This window comes from Streptomyces sp. NPDC026673 (assembly GCF_040638135.1).
Lineage (GTDB): Bacteria > Actinomycetota > Actinomycetes > Streptomycetales > Streptomycetaceae > Actinacidiphila.
Genome location: NZ_JBEZXR010000010.1, coordinates 52,012 through 73,485, shown reverse-complemented (window position 1 = coordinate 73,485; position 21,474 = coordinate 52,012). Strand labels below are relative to the sequence as shown.

At 71.0% G+C, this 21,474-nt stretch carries 15 protein-coding genes and 1 pseudogene; 12 read left to right on the top strand and 4 right to left on the bottom strand.

The genetic code is table 11. The annotated features are described in order from the left end of the window. Nucleotides 1-24 precede the first annotated feature (24 nt). Together AB0F62_RS10800 and AB0F62_RS10795 are read left to right on the top strand one after the other, a co-directional pair. A complete protein-coding gene (locus AB0F62_RS10800; RefSeq protein ID WP_361795177.1) occupies nucleotides 25-861 on the top strand; it encodes a catechol 1,2-dioxygenase in 837 nt (278 codons plus the stop codon). A 65-nt stretch (nucleotides 862-926) separates the two neighbouring features. Then, the gene (locus tag AB0F62_RS10795; RefSeq protein WP_361795174.1) at nucleotides 927-1,658 is read left to right on the top strand and encodes a hypothetical protein; all 732 of its coding nucleotides are present in this window, start codon (nucleotides 927-929) and stop codon (nucleotides 1,656-1,658) included. A gap of 539 nt (nucleotides 1,659-2,197) precedes the next feature. On the opposite strand, the gene AB0F62_RS10790 is transcribed toward AB0F62_RS10795, so the two are convergent. After that, the gene (locus AB0F62_RS10790) at nucleotides 2,198-2,485 is read right to left on the bottom strand and encodes a hypothetical protein (RefSeq protein WP_361795171.1); all 288 of its coding nucleotides are present in this window, start codon (nucleotides 2,483-2,485) and stop codon (nucleotides 2,198-2,200) included. A gap of 54 nt (nucleotides 2,486-2,539) precedes the next feature. Between AB0F62_RS10790 and AB0F62_RS10785 the strand changes: the two genes are divergently transcribed. Next, the gene (locus AB0F62_RS10785) at nucleotides 2,540-3,271 is read left to right on the top strand and encodes a MerR family transcriptional regulator (RefSeq protein ID WP_361795168.1); all 732 of its coding nucleotides are present in this window, start codon (nucleotides 2,540-2,542) and stop codon (nucleotides 3,269-3,271) included. A 38-nt stretch (nucleotides 3,272-3,309) separates the two neighbouring features. Here AB0F62_RS10785 and AB0F62_RS10780 read toward each other — a convergent pair. Beyond that, nucleotides 3,310-3,489 (bottom strand): annotated as a pseudogene (locus AB0F62_RS10780) (aminoglycoside adenylyltransferase domain-containing protein); the annotation flags it as partial. 263 nt (nucleotides 3,490-3,752) lie between these two features. Between AB0F62_RS10780 and AB0F62_RS10775 the strand changes: the two are divergent. The 5 genes from AB0F62_RS10775 (at nucleotide 3,753) to AB0F62_RS10755 (ending at nucleotide 13,364) form a co-directional block, all read left to right on the top strand. Then, nucleotides 3,753-7,031, top strand: a complete 3,279-nt coding sequence (locus AB0F62_RS10775; protein ID WP_361795165.1) for a GH92 family glycosyl hydrolase — start codon at nucleotides 3,753-3,755, stop codon at nucleotides 7,029-7,031. A 365-nt stretch (nucleotides 7,032-7,396) separates the two neighbouring features. After that, nucleotides 7,397-8,365: an ABC transporter permease gene (locus AB0F62_RS10770; protein ID WP_361795162.1), complete on the top strand. Its 969-nt coding sequence runs from the start codon at nucleotides 7,397-7,399 to the stop codon at nucleotides 8,363-8,365. Nucleotides 8,366-8,414: 49 nt separating this feature from the next. Continuing rightward, a complete protein-coding gene (locus AB0F62_RS10765) occupies nucleotides 8,415-9,431 on the top strand; it encodes an ABC transporter permease (RefSeq protein ID WP_361795159.1) in 1,017 nt (338 codons plus the stop codon). After that, a complete protein-coding gene (locus AB0F62_RS10760; protein WP_361795156.1) occupies nucleotides 9,428-11,542 on the top strand; it encodes an ABC transporter ATP-binding protein in 2,115 nt (704 codons plus the stop codon). Before AB0F62_RS10765 ends, AB0F62_RS10760 begins: the two co-directional genes overlap by 4 nt. A gap of 121 nt (nucleotides 11,543-11,663) precedes the next feature. Continuing rightward, complete coding sequence (locus tag AB0F62_RS10755) at nucleotides 11,664-13,364, top strand: ABC transporter family substrate-binding protein (RefSeq protein WP_361795153.1); 1,701 nt, start codon at nucleotides 11,664-11,666, stop codon at nucleotides 13,362-13,364. Nucleotides 13,365-13,507: 143 nt separating this feature from the next. Here AB0F62_RS10755 and AB0F62_RS10750 read toward each other — a convergent pair whose 3' ends face one another. After that, nucleotides 13,508-17,254, bottom strand: coding sequence for a S8 family serine peptidase (locus AB0F62_RS10750; RefSeq protein WP_361795150.1), 3,747 nt, complete (start codon nucleotides 17,252-17,254; stop codon nucleotides 13,508-13,510). A gap of 371 nt (nucleotides 17,255-17,625) precedes the next feature. Between AB0F62_RS10750 and AB0F62_RS10745 the strand changes: the two genes are divergently transcribed. The 3 genes from AB0F62_RS10745 to AB0F62_RS10735 all read left to right on the top strand — a co-directional run bounded on the left by AB0F62_RS10745 (nucleotide 17,626) and on the right by AB0F62_RS10735 (nucleotide 20,215). Next, entirely contained in the window at nucleotides 17,626-18,633 is a 1,008-nt protein-coding gene (locus AB0F62_RS10745) for a LuxR family transcriptional regulator (RefSeq protein ID WP_361795147.1), read from the top strand. A 147-nt stretch (nucleotides 18,634-18,780) separates the two neighbouring features. Then, nucleotides 18,781-19,296 (top strand): DUF302 domain-containing protein, encoded by a 516-nt coding sequence (locus AB0F62_RS10740; RefSeq protein ID WP_361795144.1) that lies wholly within the window; start codon nucleotides 18,781-18,783, stop codon nucleotides 19,294-19,296. Nucleotides 19,297-19,369: 73 nt separating this feature from the next. Then, nucleotides 19,370-20,215, top strand: coding sequence for an MBL fold metallo-hydrolase (locus AB0F62_RS10735; RefSeq protein ID WP_361795141.1), 846 nt, complete (start codon nucleotides 19,370-19,372; stop codon nucleotides 20,213-20,215). Nucleotides 20,216-20,267: 52 nt separating this feature from the next. On the opposite strand, the gene AB0F62_RS10730 is transcribed toward AB0F62_RS10735, so the two are convergent. Further along, a complete protein-coding gene (locus tag AB0F62_RS10730; RefSeq protein WP_361795138.1) occupies nucleotides 20,268-20,489 on the bottom strand; it encodes a hypothetical protein in 222 nt (73 codons plus the stop codon). Nucleotides 20,490-20,732: 243 nt separating this feature from the next. Between AB0F62_RS10730 and AB0F62_RS10725 the strand changes: the two genes are divergently transcribed. Further along, the gene (locus AB0F62_RS10725; RefSeq protein ID WP_361795135.1) at nucleotides 20,733-21,356 is read left to right on the top strand and encodes a histidine phosphatase family protein; all 624 of its coding nucleotides are present in this window, start codon (nucleotides 20,733-20,735) and stop codon (nucleotides 21,354-21,356) included. Nucleotides 21,357-21,474 lie beyond the last annotated feature (118 nt).

Sequence of the window (21,474 nt, the reverse complement as noted above, 5' to 3'; positions counted from 1 at the left end):
CACACCCACCGTGAGGAAAGCACGATGACCGACGACCGAGTGATCGACGTGGTCGAGGACCTGGAACGCACCCTGCTCGACTTCATGCGCAAGCACCACATCACCCACGACGAGTACCGGCGGGCGAGGGACCTCGTCATCTCGTCCGTGAAGGAGGGTGAGGAGTCCCTCCTCCTGGACGTCTTCCTCGAGGCCGAGGCGACCGACATCGGGAACCTCGGACGACCGGGGAGCGCCGAGGCGATCGAGGGCCCCTTCTACCGGCCCGGCGCCCCCCGGCTCAGCCGGCCCTACCGGATGCCGCAACGGCCCGACGAGGCGGGCCGGGTGCTGGTCTTCCACGGCCGGGTCACCGACACCGGGAACCGGCCCCTGGCCGGAGCGGAACTGGACATGTGGCAGGCCGACGCCACCGGCCGCTACTCGAACGTCTTCCCGGGCATCCCGGAGTGGAATCTGCGCGGCCGCCTCACGACCTCCGAGGACGGCTCCTTCGCGGTGGAGACGATCCTGCCGCCGCCCTACGAGATCCCCAAGCACGGACCCATGGGCACCCTGCTCGGCGCGCTCGGACGCCACTCCTACCGTCCCGCCCACCTCCATGTGAAGGTCCGTCACACCGGCCACCGCGACCTGACCTCGCAGCTGTACTTCAGGGGCGGGCCCTACCTCGAGTCCGACGTCGCGAACGCCGTACGCGACGGCTTCATCCTCGACCTCGTCCGCCACGATCCGCCGCCCGGCGCCAACAGCGGCGGCCCGCACGGGCCCTGGGTCGACGCCCACCACGACTTCGTCCTGGCCCCGCTCGCGGCGGCCGCGGCGGACCACGCCGGAGGGGCGCTGCCGCGGCCCTCGTGACCACGTCCCCTCGACGGGCGGAAATTCGGGTGTGTGTGCGGGGCGGCGCTGCTAACTTTCCGGTTGTGCCGAAGCTCAATCAGATCATCGCCGTGGAAAAGGGCGTCAAGTCGAAGTCCCTCCAGGAACTGACCCAGGCCCATCACGACGTCCAGAAGCCCGCCCTGCTGGCCGGGATCTCGCGGACGTACCAGCCCAAGGACGAGGAGGGCGAGCAACTGCCCCCGGAGTCGACACGGGTGCAGGTGAAGGCGGAGGACGTGCTGCGGGGGGCCGCGGCCACGCTGACCCGGCTGTTCGACGTGACGGCGACGAAGGACTGGGCGAACCGGACCGCCGCCGCGGATGTCGTGGTGGACGGAACGGTTCTGCTGGCGCAGGTCCCCGTGCCGTATCTGCTGTTCCTGGAGAAGCAGCTCACGGATCTCCACACCTTCGTGCGCAAGCTGCCGGTCCTGGACGCCTCGGAGTCGTGGAACCTGGATCCGTCGACGGACAGCTGGAAGACGGACCCGGTGCGGACGATCCGGACGAAGAAGGTGCCGCGCAACCACGTGAAGGCGGAGGCCACGGAGAAGCACCCGGCGCAGGTCGAGGTGTACTACGAGGACGTGGCCGTGGGGTACTGGACGACCGTGAAGTTCTCCGGTGCGCTGCCGGCGCGGCGTGTGAACGAACTGCTCGGGCGGGTCGAGAAGCTGCAGCAGGCCGTCAAGTTCGCGCGCGAGGAGGCCAACGGGGCGGAGGTCACGGACCAGAGGGTGGGGGACGCGGTATTCGGTTACCTGTTCGGGTGACGTCATGATCCCCCCTCGCGGGAGCGAGGGGTGCGCGAAGAGCGCAAGCTGAAACTGATGTTGAAGCTGACCAGGGGTGACAGTGGGGGTTCGAATCCCTCCCCCGGCACAACGAGCCGGGGTGGCCCAAATCGGCAGAGGCAGCCCCGTGAAACTCAGATTCTCGCTCCAGTCTCAGCATTCGCCGCCGAACACCGGATCGACCGAGGGTGGACGATCATCGACGGATGGGGGTTCAAGTCCCCTCTGTGCCTCTGCCGTGGCACGGTAGTTCAAAGGTAGAACACGTCGATCTCACAATGATCCGCACCTCTTAGAGGCCGCCGGTGTGCGCAATTGGGTGGCACAGCAGGAGCCCGGGCAGCTGGATACCGCTCCCGGGCTCCGTCACGTCGCGAGCGCGCGGACGCGGATGCGCACGGATGCCCCTCGGTCCGCCCCCCGCCCGGAAACGCGGGCCGCGAAACGGATACGCCGGCCGCCGACCGGATCCGGGGGCCTCGGCCCGGGGCGCCACTGCCAGCGGTGCGCCGGGCCCCTCAGTCCCGATGTCCGTCGGCCGGTGCCTGAAGCAGCCGTTCCAGCTCGTGCCCGGCCGCCTCGTACCCGGCGTCGGAGATCCGCTGCAGCTCGCGCAGGTCGCCGGTCGCGGCGGCGCGCCGAGTGAGCAGGAATCCGGCGTGCGCGGATCCCTCGTCCAGCAACTCGTCCAGATCCGCGAGATCGCCTGCCTCGTCCGCGAGGTCGGCCAGCCGGTCCAGCGCGGTCTCGTTGCCCGCGTCGGCCAGTTCGCGCAGGGTCTCCCGATCCGCATTCGTATTCGCCATGCCGCCATACTGCGACCCTGCCCCTGGGGCAGGGTCAAGTGGGACGATGGCCGGGTGATCACCATCGGGCAGCTGGCCGGCCATGTCGGAGTGTCGGTCAAGACCATCCGCCTCTATCACGACAAGGGGCTGCTCCCAGAGCCCGAACGCGACGCCTCCGGCTACCGGCGGTACGGCGCGGAGGCCGCCATCGAGCTGATCAAGATCCGGACCCTCGCCGAAGCCGGTGTCCCGCTGGCTCGCATCCGGGACCTGAGATCGGCGACCGACGAGGAGTTCCGGCGGGCCCTGCGCGAGATCGACGACCAGATCACCGTCCGCATCGGTGGTCTGCGGGCCACGCAGGGGCGGCTGCGGCGGCTCGCGGACGGGCATCTGGTGCCGCTGCCCGCCGAGGTCGTCGCCCACATGGACGCCCTGGCCCGCTGGGGATTCTCGGCACGGTGGGTGGACCTGCAACGCGACCTGTGGATCCTCGTGTTCGCCACTCACCCGGACCGCGCGATCACCCTGTTCCGCGACCAGGCCGCGACCTTGGCCGACCCCGCGACCAGGCGGCTCTTCCTCGACTACGACGACGCCCACGACCTCGACGCCGACGATCCCCGCGTCGACGCCCTCGCCCGCCGCATCGTCGCCGCGCATCGGGAACGCTACGGGTCCGGCGAGCCGCCCGGGCTGGACGCGGGCTCCGAGATCCCCGCCCTCATCCAGGGCACGGTCGACGCCTCGTCCCCGGCGTGGCGGCGCCTGGGCGTGCTTCTCCGCGCGCAGCTGGGTGGGTGACCCGGCGCGACGGACGTGCGTCCCGTCGCGCCGGGGACTCATGTGTGCAACCGCTCGATCTCGGCGAGCACCCGGTCGACATGCGGACGCACCTGCGCCCGCAGCGCGTCGCTCCAGTTCTCCTCGGAATAGCGGTGGCCGAGGTAGAGCCGCCTGGCCTATGCGAGGGCGGGGCGGTGTTCGGGCGGGAGCCGGGCGAGGGCCCAGTCGGCGGCGGCCCGGGTCCGAAGTGGGGGTTTCGGTGGTGCGTGGCTTGGTGACGACCGTGGCGCGCGACAACGTTGTCATTGATCTGCGCATGACTATACCGGTCCGATGGGCAACGTTGTCAAGCATGCTGACGTGCGGCTGGACTCCGCGACGCTGCCGGGAGGTTCGCGTCCCGAGGCGGTCTTCCGGCAGGCCCGTGGGACGCGTTACTGTCCCCGCGGCTTGTGTGACCTGTGGCGCGCGACCCATCGGAGACAAGAGGGGCCGCGTCATGCGTTTCCGTCCGACGTCCGTGCTATTGGCCGCCGTTATGGCACTCGGCGGCGCCACGCCCGCCCTCGCGGCGCCCGCCGCGCCGCCACCCGACCTCGTGCAGGACCCCACCGCGTACGTCGACCCGCTGATCGGCACGAAGAACGGCGGCAACGTCTTCCCCGGCGCCGTCGTCCCGCTCGGCATGCTGTCCTGGAGTCCCGAGACCACCCGCGGCGACGCCACCCGCACCACCGCCCCCGGCGGCTACCACTACGACGCCACCCGCATCCGGGGCTTCAGCCTCACCCACATGTCCGGTACCGGTTGCGCCGGCGGCAGCGGCGACATCCCGTTCCTCCCGTACGCGGGTGAGGTCACCACCTCGCCCGCCGTCGACACCAAGGACGCGGTCTACGCGGCGGACTTCAAGCACGCCGCCGAGACCGCCGAGCCCGGCCGCTACACCGTGGACCTCTCCTCGGGCGTCACCGCCGACCTGACGGCGACCGCGCGCACGGGCTCCGCCCGCTTCGCCTACCCCGCGGGCAAGCCCGCCTCGATGCTCATCCGTACCGCCAACTCCGAAGTCGGGTCGACCGATTCGACCGTGTCCATCGACCCGAAGACCCGGACCGTCTCCGGTTCGGTCACCTCGGGGAACTTCTGCGGATACCTCGACCCCGAGGGCCGGCGCGCCTACTACACCCTCTACTTCACCGCCCGCTTCGACCGCGCCTTCAAGACGACCGGCACCTGGCAGGACGACAAGCTGAACCCCGGTTCCACGTCCGCCTCCGGCGGCACCGGAGGCTTCTCCCAGGGCGGGACGCCCGTGGCGGGCAAGGGCGCCGGAGGCTACGTCGAATTCGAGCCCGGCACCGGCCCGGTGAACGTCAAGGTCGGCATCTCCTATGTGAGCGAGGCGGGCGCCGAGGCCAACCTCGCCGCGGAAAACCCGCCGCGCCGCTCCTTCGACTCCGTACGGGACGCGGCCCACCGCGCCTGGCGGGAGCGGCTGGGCGCCGTCAAGGTGGGCGGCGGCACCGACGCGGGGCGCACCACCTTCTACACCGCCCTCTACCACGCGCTGATGCACCCGAACGTCATCAGCGACGCCGACCGCAGATACCGCGGCAGCGACGGCGCGGTCCACACCGTGGCGCGCGGTCACCAGGCCCAGTACGGCACCTTCTCCGGCTGGGACGTCTACCGCTCGCAGGTGCAGTTGCTCACGCTGCTGAGCCCGCGCACCGGTTCCGACATCGCCCAGTCGCTGTACGAGCTCGCCCGGCAGAACGGCGGGGTCTGGGACCGCTGGCTGCACGGTGCCGAGGGCACGCACGTCATGAACGGCGACCCGTCGCCCGCCGCCCTCGCCGGCATCCACGCCTTCGGCGGCACGGACTTCGACCTGCGCGGCGCGCTCGGCTCGCTGGTGAAGGCGGCGACCGTGCCGACGGAACTCGACCTCTCCCCGACCGGCAAGCCGATCCTCTCCGTGGGTCAGCGCCCCTCCCTGGACAAGTACCTGAAGCTCCACTACATGCCGTCCGTCTCCAACGCCTGGGGCGGTGCCGCCGAGACGCTGGAGATGTCGGGCGCCGACTTCGCCCTCTCACAGCTCGCCGCGGCCGCCGGGGAGAAGGGCACCGCGGCGGACTTCGCGCGGCGCGCCCAGTGGTGGCAGAACAACTTCAACGTCGCTGCCGACCCGAGCGGCGGCTACATCGCCAACCGCGCGGCGGACGGCAGCTGGGTCACCGGCTTCACCCCGGCCACCGGCAACGGCTTCGTCGAGGGGACGGCTGCCCAGTACACCTGGATGGTGCAGCACGATCCCGCCGGTCTGTTCGCCGCGATGGGCGGCCGTGACCAGGCCCTGGCCCGGCTGGACTCCTTCTTCCACAAGGCCGACGGCAGCTGGGCCTTCACCGGGAGCGGTGGCGAGAAGTCGGAGATGGACAACGAGCCGTCGATCAACGTGCCCTACCTCTACGCCTACGCGGGCGCGCCCTACAAGACGCAGGAGACGGTGCGGGCCGCGATGACCGCGCTGTGGTCGACCCAGCCGGGCGGAATCCCGGGCAACGACGACCTTGGCGCGATGTCGTCCTGGTACGTCTTCTCCGCGCTCGGCATGTACCCGCAGGTGCCCTCCCGCGCCGAACTCGTCCTGTCCTCCCCGCTGTTCCCGCGGATCGAGATCCACCGCCCCGCCGGCAACGACATCTCCATCCGGGCGGCGGGCGCGGCGGCCGACGCGCCGTACATCCGGTCCCTGAAGGTCGACGGCCGCGCCACCGACCGGCCGTGGCTCCCGGCCTCCTTCGTACGGGACGGCGGCAGGCTCGACTACAGCCTCTCCGGCACGGCGAACCGCTCCTGGGGGACGGACGCGGCCGACGCGCCGCCGTCCTTCCGGGAGGGCGAGCAGCCGTACCAGGTCGGCGTCGGACCGACCACGGCGACGATCGCCCCGGGCGGCGGCTCCAAGGTCGGCATCCGGGCCGTGGCGCTGCGCGGCGGCGCGGCACCTCGGGTGCGCTTCCGCGTCGAGGTGCCCGAGGGTGTCACGGCGTCCCCCGCGGAGGGCGAGTTCACCGGCGGCTCCCAGGAGATCACGCTGTCCACCGCCGAGGACGTCAAGCAGGGCTTCTACGACGCCAAGGTGGCGGTGTCGTACGGGGACACGGCGTACGAGCAGCCGGTGTCCCTGACCGTCGCGGCCCCCGGCTCCCTGATCGCGGCGTACAACAGCACGGGGATCTCGGACGACTCCGGTGACCACGACGAGGCGGACTTCGACGGCGGCGGCTGGAGCTACTCCCGTCAGGCCCTCGCCGCGGCGGGGCTGAGCGCGGGCACGCGGGGCACGGTTCCCGGAGGTCCCGCGTTCACCTGGCCCGACTCCCCGACCGGCCGCCCCGACAACGCCTCGGCGACCGGCCAGACCATCGAACTGCGCACTCCCGCCTCGCGGTTGTCGTTCGTCGGCAGCGCCGTCAACGGCGACCAGCAGACGACGGCGACGGTCACCTACGCGGACGGCAGCACCGGCACCGTCGACCTGTCCTTCACCGACTGGACGATGGGAGGCGGCGGCGGCAGCGTCCGGTTCGGCAACGAGGTCGTGGCCAAGACGGCGTACCGCAACGTCGCGGGCGCGGACAAGGATCCGGTGGCCACCTACGTCTTCGCCACCAAGCCCTTCACGGCACCGGACGGCAAGACCATCACGCGCGTGAAGCTCCCGGACAACACGGACCTCCACGTCTTCACCCTCGCGGTGGACTGACGCGGACCATCCCAGGGGCGGGCGCGGAGCCGACTCCGCGCCCGCCCTTCGCGTTCTCCGGACCGCCGGCATATCAACATCACATAAAGTGGCGCACGTCATAGAGGGAATTCCGGCAGGGTCGGAACCCTTTTCCCGCAATTCCGTCCCGTCATGTGCATTGCCAATTCTTTGTCCGCGAATTGCCTGACATGGATGTGGACGGCAGGAGAATATTTGCGAGCCGTTCGATGACGACGCTCCATTGTTCCCCCCCGCCCGATGCGGCGCCTTCCCGGCGGTCATGCCGAATCCGGAATGCGCCCCCCCAGCGGAGCTGGGCGACGCCCTGGTCACAGGGCGGGTCGCATGAAGGAGAAAGCACGTTGGGTCGTTACCTGCTGCGCCGCCTCGGCAACTACGCAATCCTGGTGTTCATCGCGGCCAGTGCGACGTACTTTCTCGCCTCCTGCACCCTCCACCCCGACATCAACTACCTCTCGAAGAATCCCCGGCCGCCCCTGCACTCGATCTACGCGATCCTGCACAGCTACAACCTCGATCCGCACACCCCCGTGTACCTGCGGTATTGGCGCTGGCTGACCGGGATCGTGCTGCACGGCGACTTCGGGAAGACCGCGGAGGGCGCGTCGGTCAACACCGAGCTGGGCCGGCGCGTCCTGGTCAGCACCGAGCTGCTGTTCGTCGCGACCATCCTCGGCGCCGTCGGCGGTGTCGCGGTGGGCGCGTGGAACGCGCTACGGCAGTACCGGCCCTCCGACCGGGTGTCGACGATCGTCTCGTACGTCCTGCTGGCCACCCCCGTCGTGGTGATCGCGGTCGGACTGAGGACCCTGGACACCGCGGGCAACGGGCCGCTCGTGCAGTACATCGGGATGTACGACCCCAAGGTGCACGGCACCTTCCCGGTCATCCTCAACAACATCGAGCACCTGATCCTGCCGACCCTGACCCTGCTCCTCGCGCAGATCCCGTTCTTCAGCCGCTACCAGCGCAGCACCATGCTCGACGTACTGGGCAGCGACTTCCTGCGGACGGCCCGCGCCAAGGGGCTCCGGCGACGGCAGGCCGTCCTGCGGCACGGACTGCGCACCGCGGTCATCCCGGTGATGCCGCTGCTCGTCTACAACGTCGTGCTGCTGTTCACCGGCGCCACCTTCACCGAGGAGATCTACGGGTGGCACGGCATGGGGGAGTGGCTGGTCAACTCCATCGCCGGCAACGACGTCAACGCGGTGGCCGCCGTGGCGATCTTCACCGCCGCCGTCGTGCTGATCGCGGGCCTGCTCTCCGACATCGTCTACGCGGCGCTCGACCCTCGGGTCCGTACCTGAGAACGCCCCAGGTGAACGACCGGCTCACCCGACTCGAGGAGATTCCGTCATGACCAACCCCGCAACAGGCGCCCCGGCGCCGGCGCCCAGGGCCAGGGGCCGAGGCGCGCTGATCCGGGCGCGTTTCGCCCGGAACCGGCTGGCCCTGGTGGGTGTCGGCCTGGTGATCGCGCTGGTGCTGCTGGCGTACGCGGCGCCGCCGTTCCTGCACTGGAGCTACCACGACAACGACTTCGGCAGCCTGGACGTCGGACCCGGCGCCCAGCACTGGTTCGGCACCACCCACTCGGGCCAGGACCTGTTCGCCCTCACCCTGCGGGGCCTGCAGAAGTCACTGGTCGTCGGCCTCGTGGGAGGGCCGCTGACGACGCTGATCGCCGCGGTGGTGGGCGCCTCGGCGGGCTACTTCGGCGGCTGGACCGACCGCGTCCTGATGTGGTTCCTCGACCTGATGCTGGTCATCCCGGCCTTCCTGCTCCTCGCGGTCCTCTCGCCGGCGTTCCAGCACGGGACCTGGCTGTTCTTCGTCGTCCTGCTGGCGGCGTTCGGCTGGATGATCACCGGCCGGGTCGTCCGGAGCATGACCCAGACCCTGAGGGAACGGGAGTACGTCCTGGCGGCGCGCTACATGGGCGTGCACCCGCTGGTGATCATCTTCCGGCACATCCTCCCCAACGCGGCCTCGATCCTGATCATCGACGCCACCGTCCAGGTGGGTGCGATCGTGCTGGGCGAGACCTCGCTGTCGTACTTCGGCTTCGGCATCCAGGCGCCCGACGTCTCGCTCGGCACCCTCATCGCGGCCGGCACCCCCGACGCCAACACCTCCCCGTGGCTCTTCTTCTTCCCCGCCGCCTTCCTCGTCCTGATCGGCGTCTCCGTGGCGTTCATCGGCGACGGGCTGCGGGACGCCTTCGACCCGACGGCCCGCGGGGCCAAGTCCGGGAGGCGCGCCACGACGCGCCCGCTCCCGGCCCGCCACGCGCGCAAGGAGCGTGCCCCGCACCGAGAGCCGGCGGCCGCGGCCGGACCGGCCGCACCGACCGAGGAAGGACTCACCTCGTGAACCACCCCACCGCTGTGCTCGACGGCCGCTCCTCGCGGCCGGCCGCCGGGACCCCCGTCCTGAGCGTGCGCGACCTGCGCGTGTCCTTCCCCAGCGAGGCCGGACCCGTGCGGGCGGTCCGCGGCGTCGACTTCACGCTCCGGGCCGGGGAGACCCTCGGCGTCGTGGGCGAGTCCGGTTCCGGCAAGTCGGTGACCGCCACCGCCGTGCTGGGCCTCCTGCCGGACGGCGCCGAGGTCACCGGCTCGGTCGAGCTCGAGGGCCGAGAACTGCTCGGCCTGTCGGACCGGGACATGTCGCGCGTTCGCGGCCGCGACATCGGCATGGTCTTCCAGGACCCGCTCTCGGCGCTCACCCCCGTCTTCTCCATCGGCACGCAGCTGGTGGAAGCGCTCCGGATCCACCAGGACCTCACCGCGGCACAGGCCCGGCAGCGGGCGCTGGACCTGCTCGACCTGGTCGGGATCCCCGACCCGCGGCGGCGTATCGACGCCTTCCCGCACGAGTTCTCCGGCGGCATGCGCCAGCGCGCGGTGATCGCCATGGCCATCGCCAACGACCCCAAGGTGATCATCGCGGACGAGCCCACCACGGCGCTCGATGTCACCATCCAGGCGCAGGTCCTGGAGGTGCTGAAGAAGGCGCAGGACGTCACCGGCGCGGCCATCCTCATGATCACCCACGATCTCGGGGTGGTGGCCGGGACGGCCGACCGGGTCACGGTGATGTACGCGGGGAAGCCGGTGGAGTCGGGGACCGCCGACGAACTGTTCCACACCCCCCGCATGCCGTACACCATCGGCCTGCTCAGCTCGGTACCGCGGCTGGACTCGGGGGACCGGACGGCGCTCACCCCGATCGAGGGCTCACCGCCGTCGATGGTGGACCTGCCGCCCGGCTGTCCCTTCGCGGCGCGCTGCCCGGTGGCCGTGGACCGCTGCCGGACCGAGGAGCCCCGGCTGCTGGGCGTCGGCCACGGCTCCGCGCACGCCACCGCCTGCCACCGCGGGCAGGAGATCGACCAGATCGGCGGCATCCCGGCCCAGGGCATGTTCCCCACGCCCGAACTGCCGCGGGTCTCCGCCGAACAGCCCCGCGCCGAACGGGCCGAGGTCCTGCGGGTCGCCAACCTCACCAAGCACTTCCCGCTGCTCAAGGGATCGGTCTTCAAGCACCGCGTCGGCACGGTGCGGGCCGTGGACGGGGTGGACTTCGACATCCGCCAGGGCGAGACCCTCGCCCTGGTCGGCGAGTCCGGCTGCGGCAAGACCACCACCATGCTGGAGATCCTCGACCTCTCCGCCCGGCAGAGCGGCACCGTGGTGGTGCTCGGCAGGGACGTCGGCGGTCTGGACGGGAAGGAGCGCCGGGAACTGCGCCGGGACCTCCAGGTCGTGTTCCAGGACCCGATGGCCTCCCTGGACTCCCGCATGCCCATCGGGGACATCCTGGCCGAACCGCTGCGCACCCACGGCTGGGACAAGAAGCGGATCGCCGAGCGCGTCCCCGAACTGCTCCGCCTGGTGGGACTGCTCCCCGACCACGCCGAGCGCTACCCCGCCGAGTTCTCCGGCGGGCAGCGACAGCGCATCGGCATCGCCAGGGCACTGGCCCTCGATCCGAAGCTGATCGTGCTGGACGAGCCCGTGTCGGCACTGGACGTCTCGATCCAGGCCGGCGTGATCAACCTGCTCGACCAGCTCCAGGCCGAGCTCGGCCTGAGCTACCTCTTCATCGCGCACGACCTGTCGGTCATCCGGCACATCGCCGACCGCGTCGCCGTGATGTACCTCGGCCGGATCGTCGAGGCCGGCGACGTCGAGGACGTGTTCGCCCGCCCGGCGCACCCCTACACCCAGGCACTGCTGTCCGCCGTGCCGCTGCCCGACCCCCGGAAGGAGCGGGAACGCAAGCGGATCATCCTCCAGGGCGATCTGCCCAGTCCCGCGGCCACCCCCTCGGGATGCCGGTTCCGCACCCGCTGCCCCAAGTACCGGCGGCTCACGCCGGACCGGATGCAGCGCTGCGACACCGAGGATCCCGCGGCCGCCGCCATGGGCGAGGACCACACCGCCGCCTGCCACTACGCGGCGGCCCTCGAGGTCCTGTGAACCGACGGGACCGCACGCGCCGGCGGAGGCCGCCCGCGCCGCGGAGGCCGCCCGCGCGGCCGAGACCGCCCGCCCGGCGGTCGCCGAACCCACCGAACGAAGAAGGAGAGCCGAGTTGAACGTGAAGTCCGTAAAGCTGGCGACGGCGGTCGTGGTGTCCGCGGGGCTGCTCGCCGGAGCCACGGCGTGCGGAGGCGGAAAAGGCGGCGACGCGGGTTCCGCGGCACCCAAGGCCCCACCCAAGGCGACGCTCAACCAGATCAACCCCGTCGACCCGGCGAACCTCCGGCAGGGCGGCACCCTCAACTTCCCGGTGGACGAGTACCCGACCCAGTGGAACAGCCTCAACGCGGCCTCGCAGAACACCGTCGCCGTGACCACGACGATGGCGCCGCTGCTGCCGTCCCTCTTCCACAGCACCCCCGACAACAAGCGGACCCCCAACCCGAACTACCTCACCAAGGTGGCCACCGTGCTGAAGCACGGCAAGCAGGTCACGACCTACCGGATCAACCCCAAGGCCGCCTGGTCCGACGGGACGCCCATCACCTGGAAGGACTTCCGGGCGAACTGGCAGGCGCAGAACGGGAAGAATCCCAAGTACACCCCCGTCAGCACCGCCGGATACGAGCAGATCTCCTCCGTGAAGCAGGGCAGCGACCCGCGGCAGGTCGTCGTCACCTACGCCACGCCGTTCTCGGAGTGGCAGACGCTGTTCAGCCCGCTGTACCCGGCGTCGCAGATCGACACCCCGCAGAAGTTCGCCGACAGCTACAAGAACAAGGTCCCGGTCACCGCGGGCCCCTTCAAGATCAGCAAGATGGACCCCACGACGAAGGTCGTCTCCGAGGTCCGCGACCCTCACTGGTGGGGTGCGAAGCCGGTGCTGGACGGGATCAACTTCCGGACCCTGGACGCCGCGTCGACGCCGGGCGCCTTCGCGTCGGGCGAGATCGACGTCGAGGACATCGGTCCCGACGTGGCCGCCTACAAGCAGGCCACGAAGGTGCCGCACACCTCCATACGGGTGGCGGGCGCCCCCAACCTCCGTCAGATGGTCGTCAACGGCGAGAGCCCGCTGCTGAAGGACAGCCGCGTCCGCCAGGCCGTCTTCATGGCCCTGGACCGCGAGGCCATCGGCAAGGCGGACCTCAACGGCCTCCCCTTCCCGGCCAAGCCGCTCGACAACCACTTCCTGGTCAACAACGACGTCGCCTACCGTGACAACGCCGGATCCCTCGGCCGGTACGACCCCGCCGCGGCGGGACGGCGACTGGACGCGGCGGGCTGGAAGCTGCACGGCGGTGTCCGCGAGAAGGACGGCAAGCCGCTGGAGCTGGCCCTCACGATCCCCTCGGGAACACCCATCGCCGCCAACGAGGCCCAGCTGTTCACGGCGATGCTCAAGAACGTGGGCATCAAGCTGGACACCAAGGTCAAGCCGAGCGACGACTTCTTCAACGACGTCAGCGCCGGAAAGTTCGACCTCACGCTGTTCAGCGGCATCGGGTCGGTCCCGTTCTTCCCGCTGACCAACAGCGCGGCGACCTTCGTCTCGCCGAAGCACGGCAACGTCGGCCAGAACTACGCCCGCATCGGCACCCCCAAGATCGACGCGGACATGCACAAGGCGGGCACCGAGGTCGACCACTCCGCCTACCTCGCGGATCTCAACGCCGCCGACACCGCGCTGTGGAAGCTGGCCGTCAACCTGCCGCTGTACCAGCGCCCGCAGATCGTCGCGGCCAAGTCCGATGTGGCCAACTACGGCGCCTTCGGCTTCCAGGACACCGACTGGACCCGGATCGGATTCACCAAGTAATCACAGGACCGCGGCGCGGGGGGCGACCCCCTCCTCAAGCCTCCCGCGCCGCGTCGGCCCCTGACCCGAGCCGACACCCCACGAAGGGCCCCTGCCCCCGGTTCACCACCGGGGACAGGGGCCCTTCGGTCGGCCCGGCGCCGCTACTTGAGACCGAACGCCCGGATCAGCGTCTGGTGGACGCTGTTCCCGTTGGCGTCCCGCGCGGTGGTGCGCAGGCTCGCGAAGCGGGCCCGGGACGGCGCGTCGAGCTGCGCCTTCCAGCCGCCGCCCGACTGCCGCAGCGTCGCCTTGCGCCACGTGGCGCCGTCGTCGTACGACACCTCCAGCGTCACCGTGCGGATCGCCCCGGCGCCCGCGGCTCCCTTCAGGTGCGAAGGGGTGACCGTCAGCCCGGTCCGCCGCTTCGCCTTGCCGGACAGGTCGGTGGCCACCGCGTAGTCGAGCTGCACCAGCGGAAGGGGCGTGAGGGTCGCGTAGTCCGCCGTGCCGGAGGTGAAGCCCCACTCGGTGCGGGTGCGGGTCGAGTACGGCCGGTCCGGCGTGTTCCGCTTGCCCTCCACCACGATCCGGTACGGCTTCGGGTCCGGTGACAGTTCCTCGACAGTCACGATCCGCTCGTTGACGTCCTGGCCGAGGAGCTGGTCGCCCTGGTAGAGCGAGATCTTCGACGTGTCGCCGTCGATCCAGGCGACGCCGGCGTGAGCGCCGGAGTCACCCCAGGCCGGCAGCGTCGAGGTGCTGATGATGTCGCCGACCCGGTAGGGGCCCTGCCAGCTGACGCCGTCGCTGTACACGCGCGGACGCTGGACGGGCGCGAACCAGCTCTCTTCGGTGGTGCTGCGCGCCTTGTAGGTGCGCATCACACCCCGCTGCCCGAGGTCCCGCATGGCGGCGGAGGAGATCCAGCGGGCGTCGGAGCCCGCCGAGACCCACGACGTCAGCGTGCCCTGGGCCGGGACCAGCGTCGGCGCGATGAGCATGGGCCTGTCGAAGAGGGACACGTCCTCGCGGTACGCGACGGCCTCGCCCTGCCTGGTGTTGCGGAACGACTCGTCGATACGCGCCAGTTCACCGGCGCCGGGACGGTAGGACGGCTCCTTGGGGATCGCCCCGTCGTGGTGGCGGACCAGGTCGTACACATAGCGCGGATACGGGTGCGAGACCACCTTCAGTGTCGCGCCGGGCCTGCGGAGCCGGTTCAGCAGCTGCGCGCTCTCGTCCGCGCCGAGGGAGGCCACCGGCAGCGGGGCGCCCTCGGGCAGGTCCGCCCAGGGGTCGAACTTTCCGTAGCCGTCGTTGAGGATCAGCAGCTGCCTCGCGCCGGCCTTCGCCGCGGCCGCGGCCTGGTCCGGGGCGGACACGGTGTCGCTGCGGCGGACGACCGCCACCTGGCCGCGGGCCCTCACCTTGCGGAAGTCGGCGGCCGAGCCGTCGCCGGCCCATACCGCGCGGTAGGTGCCGGTGCCCTCGGGCAGCTTGGGCGACAGGCTCTGGACGGTGACGTCGTCGTAGGTCCGCGAGCCGGAGGAGAACGTCAGCGGCGGCTGGATCTGCCGCCAGCGGGTCGCGAAGACGTAGGAACCCTTCGTCACCTTCGGGGTCGGGGTCACCCAGAGGCTGTCGTACTTCCAGTACTCGGGCATGTAGCTGTCCATGAAGGGGAACAGGCCGCTGTTGGTGCGGTACTGGTCCACCCTCATGAACTGGTTGGCGGTCGCCTGGGGCGTGACGGCGGCCGCCTTGCGCAGGTTCGCGGCGTCGAAGGCGACCGTGCGGTCGGTGTCGAGGTCGATCTGCGGCGCGGAGAACATCGCGAAGCCGAGCGTGTGCGTGCCGTCGACGCCGGGCACGTCGGCGTTCAGCCACGCCGAGTAGGTGCTCGGGGACAGCCGCAGCTCCGTGCGGCCCGAGGCGTCGACCGTGATCGCCTTGGGGGCGGTGTTGCGCTCGACGTCCTTGAGGATGAGGGTGCCGGGCAGGGCCTTGCCGTTCCGGTCCTTCGAGGTGACCGTCAGGTTGACCCGGCGGCCCTCCTTGTTCACACCGACCGACGTGCGGGCCAGGGGCGTGCCGTCGGTGGCGGTGGCCACCAGGCGGGTGGCGTAGGCGCCGTTGTCCTCGGCCGCGTCGAGGTGCGTGATCACGCCGACGGTGGCGGTGCCGTGCGCGGGCACGGTCAGCCGCGAGTCGGTGAGCGTGAACAGGCCCTCGGGCAGCTGGCCCGGGCTCACGGCCAGGTCCACGGTGACCGGTTCGGCGCCGGAGTTGGTGTAGGTGACGTCCTTGCGGACCGTCTGACCCGGCGTGTACGGGTAGTGGGTCTGCGCGTAGGCGTCACCGGAGGCGACCAGCGTGGCCTTCACGGCGGCGGCGACGTCGACGCGCCCGCTGCCGGCCTCGAAGGGGTTGAACCGCTGGGTGCTCGCGGTGGTGCTGATCAGGGCGTCCTTGAGCTGCTGCCCCGTCCAGTCCGGGTGCTTGGCGGCCAGCAGGGCCGCGGCGCCCGCGACGTGGGGCGTCGCCATGGAGGTGCCGCTCATCGTCTGGTAGGCGCCCTCGCCTTCGGGCGCGTACTGCGAGCGCGCTGCCAGCACGTCCACACCGGGGCCGGTGAGATCGGGCTTGACGGCGTTGTCGCCCACGCGGGGCCCGCGGCTGGAGAACGACGCCAGCTGGTCCACGCCCTTGCCCGGACCGTTCACCGCGCCGACCGTCAGCGCGGCGTCCGCGGCGCCGGGGGCGCTCACGCTGTACGGCGCGGGGCCGGAGTTGCCGGCCGCGATGACGAACAGCGCGCCGGTCTCCTTGCTGAGGTTGTCGACGGCCTGGCTGAGCGGGTCGGTGCCGTCGGTGGGACCGCCGCCGAGGCTCATGCTGACGACCTTGGCGTGCTGGTCGCGGGCGGCCCACTCCATGCCGGCCAGGATCCAGGAGTCCTGGCCGCTGCCGAAGTTGTCCAGGACCTTGCCGATGTGCAGGGCGGCGCCGGGGGCGACGCCCTTCTCGGTGCCGCCGGAGGCCGCGCCGGTCCCGGCCACCGTGGAGGCGACGTGGGTGCCGTGACCGTGCCGGTCGCTGACGTCCGTGTCGGGCACGAAGCTCTCGGCCGCGGCGATGCGGCCGGCGAAGTCGGGGTGCTCGGCGTCGATGCCGGTGTCGAGGACGGCGACGTCGACGCCCTGTCCGGTGTTGCCGCTCTCCCAGACCTGCGGGGCGCCGATCTGCGCGGTCGTGTCGGACAGGGTGGCCTTGACCTTCCCGTCCAGCCACACCTTGGCGATGCCGCCCGCCAGCCGTCCGCCGTCCGCCGCCTTCGCGGCGGCGGTGGTCTTCGCGTCGGCACCGGTCAGGGAGGACCAGAAGTCCTCCGCCCGGTCGTGTTCGGCGGAGAGCGCCGCGCCCTGGATGCTGCTGAGCGTCAGGGTCTTGCGGGCACCGTCCGGGGTCTTCGCGCTGCGGGATCGGGCGGCGGCGTCGGTGTAGGTGACGATCAGCGGCAGCCGGTCGCTGCGGGCGTCGTCGTAACCGTCCTTCAGCAGGCCGGTGATGTTGAACAGTTCCTTGTCCAGGGACCCGGACGCGATGTAGGGCAGCGCGGCGTCGGGGTACACGTAGGTGTCCGGGCCGACCGTCATGACACGGGCTCCGCCGGTCCTGCCGTGCGGATCGACGACCGACGTGACCGACTGCCCGCCGCCGTCCGCCGTCACCGTGACCTTGTCACCGGTGATCAGCGTGACGGTGCGGACGGAGGCGGGACCGGTGGCGGTTGCGGTGGGGGAGGGGGATTCGGCGGCCGGGTCGGCCGATGCGGCCGGACCGGTGGCCGTCAGCACCACCAGGGCGGCGACGGCGACTGACAACCCGCGTCTGCGGGACGGAGGCATGCGCAAGGGAACCTCATGAACTAGATGTGCAGGAGTCGTTCGCAGTCAGCCATCCGTTCGCGTCGCTGTAAAGACAGTGCTTTGGCACTTCTGTGCCATGTCACCAAGTGGACAGGGCGCAAGGCGGTGCAAGGTGCCGCAAGCGAGGCGCGTGACACGGTGTGAGGCGACTCGGGACCCCCGCGGTACTCGCCGCCTCTCGTCCACCGGCGTATGTTGCGCCCGGGTTAATGCCGATACGTACGCGTAGCGTCCCGGAAACACGGACAGTGTGATGGACTGTCACACCGATGCTGTGCACACGGCCGGCGACCCGGCTTGTATTTTCCTGATCGAGATCACACGTACCGGGCCGGAAGTGGAGCACGACGATGGAAACCGAGGCGCCCTTGGAGTTGGTCGGACTCGACGCGGAGGCGGAGGCCGTCTATCGCCATCTGCTGACGCGGGGAGGAGGGACGGTCGACGACGTCGTGAACGCGGTCGGAGTGGAGGGCGGGCGGGCCTTGACACTGCTGGAACGCCTGCACCACAACGGCCTGGTGAGCCGGCGTTCCTCCGGCGAGTTCCTCACGGTGGATCCCCGTCACGCCCTGCGGGCGCTGGTGGATTCACGCGAGCGCCAGCTGGCCGCGGTGCGCGAGGCGGCGGGGCCGCTGGGCGCGATCTTCGACGATGCCAGGCGATCCAGCATGACCGAGCCCGCCACCAGGACGATCAGCGGTCCGGAGGCGGTCGGCGACTGCTACTACCGTCTGAAGCAGGTGGCCCGGTACGAGATCTGCGCCCTCGCCCGCCCGCCGTTCCTGCTGGCGCCGAACGAACCGCTCGACGAGGCGGCGGTCCGGCGCGGGGTGCGGGTGCGCGCCGTGTACGCGGCCGCCAGCTTCGACGCCGAGAGCGGCTGGCAGGAGTTGGGCAGCCTGGTGTCGCGCGGCGAGGAGGCCAGGGTGGTGGCCGCGCTGCCGGTCAAACTCGCCATGGCGGACCGGTCGGCGGCGATGGTGTCGCTGAGCCTGGGCGACGCGGAGGACGAGTGCCTGTACACCGAGGCCCCTCCGCTGCTGGAGGCCTTCAGCGAGCTGTTCGAGCGCTACTGGGCCGCCGCGGCCTCCCTGAGCGGTCCCGGCCTCGAAACGCCGCCGCCGGCGGCACCGGACGTCCTGGGCGACCACGGCGACCAGGCACGCAATCCCACGGACGAGGAGCGGAACCTGCTCGCGCTCTTCGCCGCCGGGGTCAAGGACGACGCCATCGCGCGCCAGTTCGGGATGTCGACGCGGACGCTGCGGCGACGGATCCAGGACCTCTACGCGGAGCTGGGGACGACCAACCGCTTCGGCGCGGGAGTGGCGGCGGCCCGGCGCAACTGGGTGTGAGGGGTTCCGGCGGCGGCCCTTCTCCCATCGTCCCGCGAAGTTGCGCCGCCGGGCCGCCGCGGGACGATGGGAGAAGGGCCGGCGCGGATCGTCGTGGCCGGATCCGTTGCGTGGCGAAGGGATCGGCGGTGATCCGAGGTGGTCCATGTGTCCGAGGCGCGATCGGTCCGGTACGAGGTCACCCGGCTTGACGTCCCCCTGCCCGGCTCGTTCGACGAGGCGGTGCGCCGTTACGAGACCCTGGTGCCTCCGTACCGGGAGGCAAAGACCCTGCGGATCGTCGAGTCGGGAGGGTCCTGGGAGAGCGCCCTCGCCCAGGCGGAGAGGAACGCGCCGCACGGATTCATGATCTTCTGGAGGAACGCGGGCACGGCGCTCATGAGTCTCGCCGGTGACAGGACGCCCTTCATCATGTACCTGATGGGCAACTACGCGATCGCGGAACGCATGTTCCGCCACGATCCGTCCGCCATGATGCACGCGCCGCTGCGCACCGAGATCTACCAGGGGCCGGACGGGCCGAGATTCGTGATCGACAAGCCGAGTTCGCACTTCGACAGCTTCGGCAGTGCGGAGATCGCCCAGGTGGGTCTCGAACTCGACCGCAAGGTCGCCGACCTGTTCGCACTGATGGAGGCGCCGGTGCCCGCCGGGCTCGGCTGACGGAGCGTCCCGCGGCGCCGGGGTCCCAGGGCCGGACGGCGCCCGGCGCCCGGGGCGCGGCCAGGGGTGTGGCATGACAGAGCTCCGCTACGACACGTTCGTCTGCGACGGCACGCGCCGCAGGCAGGGTCCCCGGCTGCCCGACGGAAGCCCGATCTTCTCCTCGCCCCTGACGTCCACGTTGATCCTCGGAGACGCGGAGGCGGTCCTCGTCGACCCGCCGTTCACCCGCGAGCAGGTGCACCGGATCGGCGACTGGATCGAGGCCGGACTGGACGGCCGGCGACTGGCCTTTGTGTACGCCACGCACGGTCACGGCGATCACTGGTTCGGCACCGATCTGCTGCTCCGGCGGTTCCCCGGCGCGGTTCCCTACGCCACCGAGGGGACGATCCGCCTGATGCGCAGGCAGGCCTCCGAAGGCCGGCAGAGCAGATGGGACGTGGACTTCCCCGGGCTCATTCCCGACAGCCCCGTGGTCTTCCGGGTGATTCCGGCAGAGGGGCTCGAACTGGAGGGGAACCCGCTGCGCGCGGTGGACACCGGCCACACCGACACCGACGACACGACGGTTCTGCACGTGCCGTCGATCGGCCTCGTGGTGGCCGGCGACGTCGCGTACAACGGAGTCCACCAGTATCTGCTGGAAAGCGCCGGCGGCGGAATCGACGAGTGGCTCGCCGCACTCGGCACCGTCACGGCGCTGAATCCGCGCACGGTCGTCGCGGGGCACAAGAACAAGGACCTGCCGGACGACCCCGTGATCCTGGAACAGACCCGCGACTATCTGCTCGACGCGCAGCGCCTGCTGGCCGAACGGCCGCGCCCGCGTGCGTTCTTCGACCGGATGCTGGAGCTCCATCCGGATCGCCTGAACCCGGGCCCGGTCTGGTACAGCGCGCTCGCACTGCTGGAGTGACGGGCCGTCCGCGCGGGGCGTGGCGACGCGGCCCGCCTCTCCGCGCGGCCTCTTACAGCGAGGCCATCACCCGGGCCGCCGCGGGGTCGCTGGCATGTCCCTCCAGCGCCGCCCACTCGGCCACGTCGAGCGGCCACAGCTTGTCCTGGTACCGGATGACCACCACCGGGCCCTCCTGCTGGACGGTGTGCCCGGGGTCACCGGGCCGGCTGCCGACGGCGACGACCGCCGCGGCCGACTCCTCGCTGCGACAGACAAGGCGAGCTTCAGACATACTCCGCGCTCCCGAGAACGAAGGACATCGCTACGCATCACTCATTGCCCAGGAGCCTAGGCGCGGACACCTCCCTTGCGCTCTCCGGCAGGACCAATCGTGCCGAACTCGCCTTTTTTGGCCGCATCTGACGTCCCACCGGCACCGGTCACGGCGCGGCGCTGCGGAACCGGGAGGGCGGGGACGGCGTCGAGTCCAGGGACGACGTACAAGATCGTGACGCATCACGAAGGAGTCCCGGGCATGGCGGCCACGGCAACGCGCTACCTGTATCTGGTTCGGCACGGCGAGGCTCTGCCGGACGAGAGCGGGCTGTCGGAGAACGGACGACGGCAGGCCGACCTGCTCGGCCGCCGGCTGGCCGAGTACCCGATCTCGGTGGTCCACCACGGCCCGTTGCCGCGAGCCGCCCAGACGGCCGGCCTGATCGGCGAACACCTGAAGGGCGCGGCGGTGCGCGTCTCGGAGACCGCCGGGGACTACGTCCCGTACTTTCCGCGGCGTGAGGAACTGCCCGCCGACTGCGCCGACTTCCTCCTGCGCTTTCTCGACGGGTGGACGGAGGAGGACCGCGAGCAGGGTCCGGTGCTGGCCCGCCGCGCCCTGGAGCGGTACACCGGTCCGGTGGAGGGTGAGGAGGAGCGCCATGAGCTGGTCGTCACGCACAACTTCCTGGTCGCCTGGCTGGTGCGGCACACCACGGACGCCCCCGCGTGGCGATGGCTCGGCATCAACCACGCCAACGCGGCCCTGACCGTGATCCGCTACGCGCCGGGCCGGCCCTCCTCGGTCCTCGTCCAGAACGACATGCGCCACCTGCCCGCCGAACTGCGGTGGACCGGATTCCCGCCCGAGTCGAGGGTCTGAGAGGGTCCACCGGCCGGCGGCGCGGCTCCCCGCCGGTACCGGGCGGGGAAGCCGTCGTCGTCGCGTCCGCCCGGGCCGGTGCCGGGCCGGACGCCTCATGACGCCGGGGCGCCGCGCC

Excerpts from the sequence above, each read along its gene's own strand:
- AB0F62_RS10725 (WP_361795135.1), top strand. The coding sequence starts at position 20,733 with ATGGCGGCCACGGCAACGCGCTACCTGTATCTGGTTCGGCACGGCGAG.
- AB0F62_RS10800 (WP_361795177.1), top strand. The coding sequence starts at position 25 with ATGACCGACGACCGAGTGATCGACGTGGTCGAGGACCTGGAACGCACC.
- AB0F62_RS10765 (WP_361795159.1), top strand. The coding sequence starts at position 8,415 with ATGACCAACCCCGCAACAGGCGCCCCGGCGCCGGCGCCCAGGGCCAGG.
- AB0F62_RS10745 (WP_361795147.1), top strand. The coding sequence starts at position 17,626 with ATGGAAACCGAGGCGCCCTTGGAGTTGGTCGGACTCGACGCGGAGGCG.
- AB0F62_RS10775 (WP_361795165.1), top strand. The coding sequence starts at position 3,753 with ATGCGTTTCCGTCCGACGTCCGTGCTATTGGCCGCCGTTATGGCACTC.
- AB0F62_RS10730 (WP_361795138.1), bottom strand. The coding sequence starts at position 20,489 with ATGTCTGAAGCTCGCCTTGTCTGTCGCAGCGAGGAGTCGGCCGCGGCG.
- AB0F62_RS10750 (WP_361795150.1), bottom strand. The coding sequence starts at position 17,254 with ATGCCTCCGTCCCGCAGACGCGGGTTGTCAGTCGCCGTCGCCGCCCTG.
- AB0F62_RS10735 (WP_361795141.1), top strand. The coding sequence starts at position 19,370 with ATGACAGAGCTCCGCTACGACACGTTCGTCTGCGACGGCACGCGCCGC.
- AB0F62_RS10790 (WP_361795171.1), bottom strand. The coding sequence starts at position 2,485 with ATGGCGAATACGAATGCGGATCGGGAGACCCTGCGCGAACTGGCCGAC.